Origin of the sequence: Colwellia sp. RE-S-Sl-9, assembly GCF_048296855.1 — a bacterium.
Lineage (GTDB): Bacteria > Pseudomonadota > Gammaproteobacteria > Enterobacterales > Alteromonadaceae > Pseudocolwellia.
Map to the genome: position 1 here is coordinate 397,375 of NZ_CP182631.1, position 12,610 is coordinate 409,984.

The window sequence follows — 12,610 nt, forward strand, 5'->3', positions numbered from 1 at the left end:
TATTATTAATACTTAAACGCGTTCTAATTTAATAGGGTAAATTTGGTTTGAATTCCATTGGCCTACATATAGGTTTTCGTCGTCATCTACACATACGGCATGGCAATGGTTAAATACATCGTAAGTGGTTTGCATGGTAGTTAACTCGCCATTTTCGTACTGAGGCCTTGTACCACCTGGATTTGAAACGACTTTATTGTTTTTATCTAAAATGGTAATAAAACCTGAGTTTGGTGCCATTTTTCCATCAATATGGGACCAACAAACGGGCGCATAAAAGTTTTCACCTTTAAAGGTTGGTCCGCCAACATAAGCACCTGGTAACGAAATGTCGCCTATGTATTTACCGTCTAATGTATATTTTTTAAGTGCGCGTTCAGCGCGAGAACTAATAAGTAAATGATGATTATTTGGATCACGTGTATCAACACCAATACCGTGAGTGTTTTTAAGGTTTAGGTTTTTATCAGCGTTCTTTTTTCCGCCCCAGTGTCTTATGTAGCGACCATTGCTGTCGTAATGAATAACGTAGTCAGATCCGTAACCGTCAGTTACATATAAATCACCATTGGGTGCTATGGTGATGTCGGTAGGTTGAAAAGGCATGCCCGGCTCGTAAATACCAATGGTTAACGGGTGGCCAAGGGTATAAACCAATTTACCTTCAATGGTTAATTTAGAAATAAAACCGCTTTGTTTATACCATTTGTTTTTCCATTGATTATCAGGTCTATTTCTATCTAATACCCAACCACCATCAACGATGTAGATAAAGTCTTCACCGTTTTCTCGCGATATTTTAACGGAATGAGCGCCGGGGTATTGTGTTCCCCAAGCGTCTATAAACTTTCCGTCTTTGTTATATATAACAAAATTGTTTACGTCGCTATCTGTCACCATAATAATTCGACCTTTTGAGTCGAAATCCAATCCATGACAGTTTTCTACAGGTACTTTATGAGGCTCTAAATCGCCCCATAAGTAGTTAACTTTGTATTTAAAGTCGCCGTGACCAACTATTTTTCCATGGGGACTTCGGCCTGCTTTAGGTAATGGCTTTTTTGGTGGTTCATGGGCGATAGCTGAGGTTGATGTACCAGCTAGGATAGCGCCAGTAGTTAACCCCGCGCCTAACATAGAAGATTGTTTAAGAAACTGGCGCTTCTTCAAATCGGGTCTAATAAAATCGGTAGTTTTATCAATATTTTTATTCTTATTTATTGTGTTTTTATTATTCATAATATTTACCTTCAAAGAATCCAGTTTCTATGCTTTTTTGTTTGCATTAATATTTGCAGTAGATAAGCCCAAAATAATGCTTTGTTTTGCTTTATCGTTAAATGATGATGCGCTTGTGGGTGTTATTTTAGTTTGCCCTACATAAACTGCTTTTAACTTGGGTAGGGTTTCTAATAGAGGTAAAGCCTCATCATCTACATCAGTTCTATACAAATTTAAGTATTCAAGATTAACCAAAGGAGATAGGGCATTGATACCTTTACTGGTTACCTTGTTTTTTTCTAATCTCAGTTTCATTAAATAGGTTAGTTGTGCTAACTGGTTAAGCTGTTCATCGGTAACTTGTGAATTAACTAAATTAAGGTAAGCAATATGAGATTTAGCTTTGAGTAAACTAGCGAGTGCTTCAGGCGTTAGTCCTTCACGAGACGAAGACAAATCAACATCAATGTAATTAACGTTTTTAGCAATAGTTTTCACGACAAAACCATGGCTTTGTAAATCACGTATTATCTCTACTGATAAAGGTTCTATCTTAGCTAGCGGCCAACTACCTGCTTTAGGTGTTAGTCCTAATGTACGCATTACTGCGAGTTTAGATTCGCTTGATAACGTGTGGTCGGTTACCATGCCTGATGTTGGTGAGCCGGCGTTTATCCACCACGCTATTGTTTGTACTTGCTCGTCTGAAAGAGGTGTTTTACCTTCTGCTGGCATGTATTTTTTATCATGACTGTCAATAGTTATACGTTTGTATAACTCACTTTTTTCAATACTATTTCCAAAGGTTTTACCTGAACGACCGCCTTTTTCTATGCCTTTAATGCTAGCTAAATTTAATTTGCCTTTTTGTTTACCGTCGTTATGGCAACTTACACAGCGTTGTTTAAATATAGGTTCAATTAAGTCGGCATAGGTTTCAGCTTGAGCAATAGACGTAATAGGGGGACGAGGTTCTTTGTGTGGTTCAAAACCTGCGAGTACACGAACAACGTTAGGTGCATGTTCAACCAAGTAGGTTTCACCGTGAGTCATATTCGCGCCGTAATGTCCGGTACTAAACAATAAAAAAAGTTGTAATGAAGCGAGTGCACTTATTACAATTTTGTTTGTTTTTTTACTCGGTATGAGCGCGCCAAAATACACCCAGCAAATAATGGAACAAACGGCCACCGATATTCCAAACGATTTATGTATAAATACTGCGTCAGCACTGTAACCGCCGCCTAGTGATAACATGTAACCTAAAGTACATGCTCCAATTGCAGAAATAGCTCCCCAAAACCAAATCCACTTTAATAGTGAATTTCTAGGCTTATTTTTTACAGCGTAGAAAATTTCCATTAATGCCGACATTAACAATATGCCTATGGGCAAATGTAAAACTAATACGTGAAAACGACCAAAAAATTGAATTATATCCATCAGTAAATTATATTTTTTATATGTAATAATTGTGATGTTACTTAAATTGTAGAGGTAGTTACATTGGTATTTCTGATATGGATTTGTGTAAAATTGATAAATGATAGATTGATATAGTTCAAATAATAAGAGAGTATTCGTACCAGCCTTTTTGAATGATAAAAATTACATGCAACCAGAAAAAATAGAAACCGGTTCAAATGGCTTTGTTTGGAAAAACGTATTGCCCGACGAGCTTATAAGCCAGATTAAGCTACATGTTTATACGGCTCATAAAATGAAAACAGATACTTCGTGGGCGGGTAGCGACTTTATCAATCATTACAATCGTCTGTACTATGTAGAGTCAGGAGAAGCGGTTTTACAGTTTAAAGACATTGAGATTTTAATGCAGCCGGGATATCTATATTTGATCCCTGCATATCAATTAATATCTCATTACAGCAAAGGTGATTTCACTTTTTATTGGACTCATTTTCAGGCATCACTTGATGCAAATCTTGATTTATTTATGATTTATGGGAAGCCGCAAGGGATAAATTGTAAAACATTGCCGCATATTTCACAGAATTTTGATGCACTTATTCAGTCTATGAATAATGTACACCCAACGGTTGGTTTAACACGTATGCTGCATTTATTACGCTTACTTGAACCTTTTATTGAGAAGTTTTCAAAATCGCCTAACTTACCGACTAATTTTAAACATCAAGCCTTAATCCCTGCTTTAGATATGATCCAAGCAAACTTAACTAAACCACTCGAAATACAAACTTTAGCTGAAATTAGTAACTTATCGCCAGAGCATTTTTCGCGTAAGTTTAAATCAGCGTTTAATATTTCACCTAAGCGATATATTTTATCCAAACGTATTGAACTCGCTAAGCAGCTTTTATTAGAAAAATTTTCTGTAGGAGAGGTGTCGGAGCAATGTGGATTTTGTGACTTATATCACTTCTCACGAACATTTAAACAAAGTACGGGGATGTCACCAACGCAGTTTTGTAAAGCTTATGGTCGTGATGCTTAGTTTACTAATTTAAAAGATTAAAAAAGCCAAAGCATTTTGATGTGCTTTGGCTTTCATTTTTAAACTCATTAAAAAACGATTAATTTTCTAACTGTATTTTATATACAAAAGGTAAGTCGTTATTAAAGCTGAATTTTTGATGCTTTATGGTTAAACCTTCTTTTGATTGCTGCCACTCAATTTTGTTTGGTTTACCTATTAGAACAACCGATTTGACCTTTATATTATGACCATACTGCAAGCGTGAAAGCGCTGTAAGTAAAGTATCATTACCAGATTGACCAAATTGAATCGCGTATAGGGTTTTGTTGTCTTTTGAACGAGTATAGCGAATATCTTGTGGACTAAAGCCTTTAAAATGTAAATCAGCTAAATGACCTTCAGGTGTAATAGTAGGGCCTTCACCATAAGTATACCAAGGACGAGTAGCATAAATTGCTTCGCCATTAACCTTCAACCATCCGCCTATAGCAAGTAATAGATCTTTTTGTTCTTGTGGAATGGTGCCGTCAGCTTTGGGCGCAATATTAAGTAATACGGAACCATTTTTGCTCACAATATCTACCAAGTCTTGCACTAAACGCTGCGCACTATAGTATTTCATAGGTTCAGCGTAACCCCACGAATTAACACCTACTGATGTGTCGGTTAACCAAGGTTGTGGATAAATACTGCTCATTCGGCTACGTTCTAAATCAATGGTGGCTGAACCTACAAGTAAGTCAGGTGTTTTGTAAGTCAATACAACATCTTTCTTCCATTCTTCTGCGCTGTTGTAATAATTGGCCACCATATTCATTCGCGTTTGTTCTGGTAGAATATTCATGCGGTTATCAAACCATAATAAATCGGGTTTGTAGCGTTCGACCACTTCATTAACTTTGGCTAACCATTCATCTGCAAATTTCTGTGGCGGTAACGTTTCAGGATGCAAAGGCGTTATTACACCATTCGCTTTAGCTGAGCCCCAAGCGGTTTTGTCAGATGTAGGGCCATATAAGGCTTCATTTTTTGGGTTGCTTGTATCGGTGTTTTTGTCTGATGTTGGATACCAACCCCATTTCCAATGATGATGGAAAGACGTCATAAACTTTAAGCCTTCACTACGTATCGCTTTTTCAAGTTCAGCAACTACGTCTCTTTTCGGGCCCATATCAGCGGCATTCCAAGGTGTTAGTTGTGTGTCCCACATCGCAAAGCCGTCGGCATGTTCAGCAACAGGTCCTGCAAATTTAGCTCCTGCTGCTTTGTATAATTTTGCCCATTCGGTCGCATTAAATTTTTCAGCTTTAAACATCGGAATAAAATCTTTGTAGCCAAAGTTTTTTAAATCGCCGTAGGTTTCTTTGTGATAAGCGTTTAAAGGATGACCTTCTACATACATGTTACGACTATACCAATCGGATCCAAAAGCCGCTTTAGTTGCAGAGTAAGGTCCCCAATGTGCGTAAATGCCGAACTTAGCGTCTTGAAACCACTCAGGCGCTTGCTGATACTGAGCTAAATAATCCCAGTTAGCTTTAAATTTAGGTGTTTCAGCGGCATTAACCGAGGAAGCAGCTACGAACATAAGTGCCGTAGAAGTAAGCGTTAATAGTTTATTCATTATTATCTCTGAAGTTGTTTTTATTAATGAGGTTATTATGTGAATTATTGACATTCTACGGAGCAAATCAATGAAAATGAATAGATATAACTGATATGGTTTTGTGTTTTTATGATTTTTAGGTTTTGTAAATATGGTATTAGTTAGTGATCAAATTGTACTGATAAAATATTAACTACCGAGAAGTGTAATCTCTGTACCCTCTGTGTAGGACGAAGTCCCTCAGTGCTCTCTGTGGTGAACTTATAGCTTTTAATTAGAAAAATTCGTGTAATTAGCTGGCAAGCAAATCATGAAAAGATAAAAGATGTTAACCACCGAGAAGAACCACGGAGAAACTACCGAGAAGTATAATCCTCTATACCTCTGTGTAGGACGAAGTCCCTCAGTGCTCTCTGTGGTGATCTTATAGCTTTTAATTAGAAAAATTAGTGTAATTAGCTGATAAGCAAATCATGAAAAGATAAAAGATGTTAACCACGAAGAAGAACCACGGAGAAAGTCAAAACAATAAACCTCTTGTATAAAACTCTATGTCCTCAGTGCTCTCTGTGGTTGCACTTATGGTTTTAATTAGAAAAATTAGTGTAATTAGCTGATAAGCAAATCATGAAAAGATAAAAGATTTTAACCACAGAGATGAGTATGGGTATTAATTTATAAAATATTGTTAAACATGCACTTTTAAATTTGCGTAATAAGATTTCTCTTCTATATTCATAGGGTACGGTATTTTTAATGAGGAACGTAGTATGGAAAAATGTGAAGGATTTAGAATGAAAAAGATGAAGTACATGGTGGTTGTACCACTACTTTTAGCGAGTTACTCCAGTCATGCTGATTTTACTTGGAATGGTTTTGCATCAATTGGTGCTGGTGTAACAATGGATGAGGATGAAGTTTTTGTTATAGATGAGTTAACTGGTGCTCGTTATACCGATGAACTTTCTTTCAAACCTGATACGCTTTTTGCCTTACAAGTGAGCAGTGATTTAGGTGATGACCTAAGTGTTACTGCTCAGTTGTTAGGAAACGGAGGCAATGACTTTGATATGGAGTTTGAATGGGCTTACCTTTCTTACAATATAAATTCAGAGTTGACCTTCCAAGTTGGGAGATTAAGAACTCCATTTTTCGTTCACTCACTTTCTCTTGATGTAGGATATACATACAATTGGATCAGGCCTCCTTCAGAGTTTAATACTGTATCTGATTTATCTAAACGTATAGAAGGCGTAGATCTTACTTGGTCTAAAACATTAGGAGATTTCGATACTACATTCTCTTTAACCTATGGTAACTCAGAAGTTGATGCAATTATCTCGTTGGGTCCTTCTAATCTTAAATTTAAAGATGTTACAGGACTTACAGGGCAGGTGACTTATGATTGGCTTACTGTTAGAGCTGGTTATTTAGAGGCTGATGCTGAGGTTACTCCAGAGAGTAGTGGTGTAACTCTTCCGATTAATGCTGGTTATCAAATATATACTGTAGCAGCTATTGCAGAATGGGATCAGTACTCTATAAAAAGTGAGTATTTTCAACGTAATTTCCCTGGTAATGCGGGTAATGATGATACGGGGTGGTACTTAAGTGGAGCTTATACTATAGGTGATTTCACACCACATATTACGTTTTCAACTTTCAAAGATAACGATACTAACTCTAACCCTCTTGCATTAGAAAAATATAACTCGACGATTGTAGGTGTAAAGTATAACTTTCATTCAAATGCTGCACTTAAACTAGAATACATTAGTCGTAGTGTTGATACTACCGAAGAGGCCGCATCTGCTTTAATTGCACGTGGTGGTATACCAATTGTCGAGGCAGATGTACTGGCTGTAGCTGTAGATCTGATCTTTTAAAAGGAGTCAATTATGAGATTAAAATTAGTTAAACTTGCATTAATGTTTAGTATGTTCTTTAGTTCTTGGGTTTATGCAGGAGTCGCAATAATTGTACATCCTTCTAATAATGCATCTTTGGATGAAGAAACAATCGCGAAAATATTTTTAGGTAAGTATAAAAAATATCCTGATGGTGGCCAAGCTATTCCTGTAGATTTAACACAAGGAGCTAGCGCAAGAACATCATTTGTAGATACTGTTTTAAAAAAGAGTGATTCACAAATGAAAGCATATTGGTCAAAATTACTTTTTACTGGTAAAGGCGTTCCTCCAAAAGAGGTTGATACTGATGCTGAGGTAATAGATTTAGTAGCAAATAACCCATCTATAATTGGTTATATAGATTCTTCAGCTGTTAACGATAGCGTGAAGGTTGTTTATCAATTCTAAGTAGCGATGTTGTTAAGTAAAAATAATAAGGGCACTCTAAAAGTGCCCTTTTTCTTATATATCTGTTACCAATCAATATACGTATTTCAGAGTGCTTGAGCGATATAAATTCAAGTCAACGCTTTGTAATAATGGTAGTCTTCTATAAAAGCATTAACGTTTTATTTAATGGTAAACTTAACGTCTTGCTCTCGTAATAAGTAAAGCGTAAAACATGCTGCCCACATTGGCCATGCAGTAAAGAATAATAAGTTATTAAAACCATCAAGATATTGATTGTAAGATGACAGGGTAGACATACCGTGCATAATAAAAATTATGCCATAAGTAATGCGTTTTTTTATTCCTGCTAAAAAAGCGAGAACAAGTATTAACTGTAATGCACCGAGTATGTAAGTAATAATATCGCTTGAACCACTAATACCATAAAATTTTTCAAAAATTCGGGCGCTATGCCCAGGGTTTAAAAATTTATCTAATGTCCACATAACCATCACGATAAATACACCCACACGCAAAGATAATAAAGACCATTGCAAACGATTTTGCACATCAGCACTTATTGAATTACTCATAAAACTAAAATTTCCTAAACTAAAAAATATATACATTAGAAGTAGTAAGACCGTGGTTTTATTTTTTTCTTTCAAATAAAAATCGTATTCTTATAAATATCTCGGCCGCAAGTGACCGAGTTTTAAAATAAGTCCAGCTGACCTGAGTTAATTTCTTTATGACCTAATTCAACTAGTTGGTTTTAAGTATATTTTTGAATAACTTCTTCGCTAGGGTCTATTGATCTTTGCTGATTGTTGCAAGGAATTTACATAGAACAACTATGCTAGATCCCTTGCGCCGCGAGCAACAAGCATTTAATTCAAACAAAATTTAAACATGAAAGATCAACAGACTCTAATAATTTAGATGAAGCCCAAATGTTTACGCATTTGGGCTTCTTTTTATAAGATAGAGAAGAGCTACAGAGGCAGGGATAGAAAGCTTCGATATCTTTTAATTTATCACTTCGGTGTTATCTGTGGCTTATGGGACGCTTATTAATTCGAGTAATTAGTGTAATTAGGTGAAAAGACCTTGTTAACTAAAGAGGCTAATAATAATCACAGAGGCAGAGATAAGAGAGCTTCGATATTTTTAAATTTCTTATTTCGGTGTTCTTTGTGGTTGCTCTTGTGTTTTTAAAGCCTTTTTAAATAGCGGTATATAAATAACCTCAGCTCGGGATAAGCAAAGTTACTCAACAAGCTATTTTTATGCCTAACTTCGTTGAATTTATTACTAATAGCTAGCTATTAGATAGAAAAATTCGCCTTGTTATACACAAAAATATCAATGTTGAGAGACTAATATAACTTAGGAAAACAACGGTACAGGTTAAGGTTTTGATAAATAAGAATTTTAATTTATTATCTAACATTCATTAACCCGAGTTGAGGTTAAATATTATTGAATAATACATCTAACTAAACACAGCGCTTACTTTAAATTTCTTGGGTATAACGCTCTGTTTTATTTATGCTTTCATATAACATTTTATTGTAATCTCATAAATAAATATTCTTTATAATTATTGCTAAGCCCTTTAACTCAAGCTAAGCTCTTGAATAGTTTTAACAATAAATTTTTATAATATTGTTGTTTTTAATTACCAGAGGTTATTTTGAATATTCCTGACATCCCCAATAATCATGCATTAATGATATTAATTATTACTGCTATCGCCCTATACTTTTTTAGACGCGACGATATTCCTTTAGAAACCTCGTCTTTGGCTGTTCTTGTGCTTTTATGTTTGGTTTTTACTGTGTTTCCTTTTGAAACTAGTACTGGCCATTTAGAGGCCTCTTCCTTGTTCTTTGGCTTTGGACATGAAGCGTTAGTCACCGTTTGTGCCTTAATGATAATAGGGCATGCATTAGTCAGAACTGGCTCTTTAGAGCCTGTAGGGCGGTACTTAGCTAAACTCTGGAAAATAAGCCCAACATTATCTTTATTGCTCACGCTTATTATTGCCGGTGCTTTAAGTGCGGTGGTTAATAATACGCCAATTGTAGTTTTGCTTTTACCTATTTTAATGAGCGTTGCTATAAGAACTAAGACCGATTCTTCACCCATGTTGTTACCCATGGGATTAGCAACATTAGTGGGCGGTATGACCACCACAATAGGTACATCAACTAACTTACTTGTTGTAAGTGTAGCCAGTGATATGGGGTTGCCTAGAATAGGTATGTTTGACTTTATTGTACCTGCATTAATTGCCGCTAGTATTGCTATAGCGTATTTATGGATAGTAGCACCGCGTTTATTACCTACTCGATCGCCTACATTACCTGATACATCACCTCGAATTTTTACGGCTTACTTAAATATTAATGAAGAAAGCCAATCTAATGGTAAAACCGTTGCTGAGTTACTTAAGTTAACTGATGATCAAATGACGATAGAGTCAATTCAACGCAGCCCTGATAACCGTAATGTTATTCCATTGCCTGATACTTTGATTAAGGCTGGAGACAGGTTGCAGGTAAATGATTACCCTGATCAATTAAAAGAGTTTGAAACGGTTATTGATGCAACGCTTTATTCAGGTAACCAAAAAGTTGATGATGATCATCCTTTAAAAGAAGATAAACAAGTTTTAGCTGAAATTGTTGTAATACAAGCTTCAGGCTTAGTAGGCAGAACATTGAAAGATGCTAATTTCGCATATCGTTATGGAGTCTCTGTGGTTGCTCTTCATCGTGAAGGTAAAGCGATGAAAATTGGCCGTCAAAGTATTGGTCACGTTACTATTAAAACAGGCGATGTACTTTTAGTGCAAGGTGAAGCTGAACAAATAGATGGTCTAAAAGGAACACGTGGGCTTTTAATTATTGATGGCGCGGCAAGTTTACCTTATACAAAAAAAGCACCTATAGCGCTTTTAGTTCTAGTTTTTGTTGTTATATCAGCAGCCGTTGGCTTATTACCTATAGCGGTTAGTTCTCTTTGCGGTATTCTGGTGCTATTAGCAACTAAGTGCTTAGATTGGAGCGAAATTTCTTCAGCACTAAGTAGCCAAGTTATTCTTATTGTTGCAGCATCTCTTGCGTTAGGTTCTGCCATGATGCAAACAGGCGGTGCAGAATATATTGCACAAGTTTTTGTTGCTGTTTCATCAGGTTTACCACCCGCCGGAATTTTATCAGCGCTTATGTTGTTATTAGCCGTGTTAACCAATATCGTTTCCAATAATGCAGCGGCGGTTATAGGTACACCTATAGCAGTCTCAGTTGCTACACAGTTAAATGTACCCGTAGAGCCGTTTATTTTAGCGGTTCTATTTGGCGCTAACCTAAGTTATGCCACTCCTATGGCGTATAAAACTAATATTCTAGTTATGAACGCGGGAGGTTATCGATTTTCAGATTTTATGAAAGTGGGTATACCGCTTATTATTCTAATGTGGGTGGTATTATCGTTTTTGTTAAGCTGGTTTTATCTTTAGTTGAATGTAGTTCAGTAAAAAAATTAAAAACAATAAATAAAAATTCTTAGGTAGTAATTAATGAACAACATAAAAGCAGCAAAAATTTTATTAGAAAACCGATTAACCAATCAAAAACTTGATCGTTTACCCGAAGACATTCGCCCTAGAAATAATGAACAATCGTTAGCTATACAAGCTAATATTGCTGAACTAAATAGCGAAAATGCACAGGTAGCAGGTTGGAAGTGTTTACTGCCTTTAGCTAATGGAAATATAGTCGTAGCGCCTATTTTTTCAAATACGGTTACCCGCTTAAATGAAGGTTCTGAAGTTTTTTTGGTGCCAGATAACGAGAAAGCGAGAATTGAACCTGAAATAACCTTTATATTAAATAAAGACATTCCAGCCTCCGCTACTCCTTACTTAGAAACTGAAATAGATGATGCTATTGGTCAAACGCATATAGCCTTAGAACTTATCCAAAATCGTTTTTCGGCAACTAGCGAAGCAAATTTTGATGAAAAGCTAGCAGACTGTTTATCAAACCAAGGTTTATTTATTGGGCCTGAAATAGATAAAAAACAAGCTTATGTTGCATCGACTATTGATATTGCTATTACTCAAAATGGCGTTAATTTGTCATACGAAGGAAAGCACCCAAATGAATTACCTGCTTTGCCTATTTATTGGATGATTAATTACATGACGCAACGTGGTGTTAGTTTTAAAGCAGGGCAAGCTATTATTACGGGTTCATATTGTGGTGTTGTTGATTTAGCTTTTAATCAAAAAACGACTATTGAGTATAAAGGGTTAGGTTCGTTTAACGTTGAATTTAAAGCGACTCGTTAATAAAAAGAGTGGTAACGGCTATAAATAGACGACATGCAAGTGTGTTATTAGATTAAATAATAACGAATAGTTAAGTTTTTAGAAAATATGACTGTAATTATTCTTATTAATGTTACGAATTTAAAAAGCTAAACTACACTTACATAAGTCTCTACTTGAACAGTAATGTAAATAATTGTTTAAGTGCTAAACTTTTTTAATAAAAATAAACTAAAATTAAGTAGAATTTGAATACATTGCTTGAATTTTATAATAAATTGACACGCTTAAAGTCTATAAGTATAAATGGTCAATCGCTTTTTTGTATAATGGAGTAACAATGATTAATTATGATGATAATCGCGATTTTTATCGCATGATGATAAACAGCCAAGTTACCGTAACTATTATTGATGATGAAGTTAATTCAACAATATTAGCTGTATGTCGAGATTTGAGTGCGACAGGGATGGCGATTGAAATGCCTCATCCATTAGAGTTAGGGACCGCGATAAGAGTACATGTAGATGCTGCAAATAATAGTATTTCAGCGTTAGATGTAAAAGGGAAAGTCGTTCGATCTAACCAAGAAAGTGATGAATGTTACTTGCTAGGTATCAATATATCTGAAATTGATTAAGTTAATTTTACTGCCTAGGAATTAACAAGCACAGCTACAATGAACAGCT

The 12,610-nt window shown here is 35.6% G+C and carries 10 protein-coding genes; 6 read left to right on the top strand and 4 right to left on the bottom strand.

The window, feature by feature from the left end:
* Window positions 1–12: 12 nt before the first annotated feature.
* Window positions 13–1,239, bottom strand: a complete 1,227-nt coding sequence (locus tag ACM9HF_RS01660) for an NHL repeat-containing protein (protein ID WP_473613983.1) — start codon at window positions 1,237–1,239, stop codon at window positions 13–15.
* 27 nt (window positions 1,240–1,266) lie between these two features.
* A complete protein-coding gene (locus tag ACM9HF_RS01665; protein ID WP_473613984.1) occupies window positions 1,267–2,595 on the bottom strand; it encodes a c-type cytochrome in 1,329 nt (442 codons plus the stop codon).
* A gap of 238 nt (window positions 2,596–2,833) precedes the next feature.
* On the opposite strand from ACM9HF_RS01665, the gene ACM9HF_RS01670 reads away from it, so the two are divergent.
* Window positions 2,834–3,694: an AraC family transcriptional regulator gene (locus ACM9HF_RS01670; protein WP_473613985.1), complete on the top strand. Its 861-nt coding sequence runs from the start codon at window positions 2,834–2,836 to the stop codon at window positions 3,692–3,694.
* A gap of 79 nt (window positions 3,695–3,773) precedes the next feature.
* On the opposite strand, the gene ACM9HF_RS01675 is transcribed toward ACM9HF_RS01670, so the two are convergent.
* Window positions 3,774–5,300, bottom strand: a complete 1,527-nt coding sequence (locus tag ACM9HF_RS01675; protein WP_473613986.1) for an alpha-L-fucosidase — start codon at window positions 5,298–5,300, stop codon at window positions 3,774–3,776.
* 752 nt (window positions 5,301–6,052) lie between these two features.
* On the opposite strand from ACM9HF_RS01675, the gene ACM9HF_RS01680 reads away from it, so the two are divergent.
* Together ACM9HF_RS01680 and ACM9HF_RS01685 are read left to right on the top strand one after the other, a co-directional pair.
* A complete protein-coding gene (locus ACM9HF_RS01680) occupies window positions 6,053–7,168 on the top strand; it encodes a porin (protein WP_473613987.1) in 1,116 nt (371 codons plus the stop codon).
* Between the two features lie 12 nt (window positions 7,169–7,180).
* Window positions 7,181–7,600, top strand: coding sequence for a substrate-binding domain-containing protein (locus tag ACM9HF_RS01685; RefSeq protein ID WP_473613988.1), 420 nt, complete (start codon window positions 7,181–7,183; stop codon window positions 7,598–7,600).
* Between the two features lie 161 nt (window positions 7,601–7,761).
* Here ACM9HF_RS01685 and ACM9HF_RS01690 read toward each other — a convergent pair whose 3' ends face one another.
* Complete coding sequence (locus ACM9HF_RS01690; RefSeq protein ID WP_473613989.1) at window positions 7,762–8,175, bottom strand: hypothetical protein; 414 nt, start codon at window positions 8,173–8,175, stop codon at window positions 7,762–7,764.
* A 1,103-nt stretch (window positions 8,176–9,278) separates the two neighbouring features.
* Here ACM9HF_RS01690 and ACM9HF_RS01695 point away from each other — a divergent pair.
* The 3 genes from ACM9HF_RS01695 (at window position 9,279) to ACM9HF_RS01705 (ending at window position 12,561) form a co-directional block, all read left to right on the top strand.
* Window positions 9,279–11,108, top strand: coding sequence for an SLC13 family permease (locus tag ACM9HF_RS01695; protein ID WP_473613990.1), 1,830 nt, complete (start codon window positions 9,279–9,281; stop codon window positions 11,106–11,108).
* A gap of 60 nt (window positions 11,109–11,168) precedes the next feature.
* Entirely contained in the window at window positions 11,169–11,942 is a 774-nt protein-coding gene (locus ACM9HF_RS01700; RefSeq protein ID WP_473613991.1) for a hydratase, read from the top strand.
* A gap of 319 nt (window positions 11,943–12,261) precedes the next feature.
* Window positions 12,262–12,561 (top strand): PilZ domain-containing protein, encoded by a 300-nt coding sequence (locus ACM9HF_RS01705; protein ID WP_473613992.1) that lies wholly within the window; start codon window positions 12,262–12,264, stop codon window positions 12,559–12,561.
* Window positions 12,562–12,610: the final 49 nt, after the last annotated feature.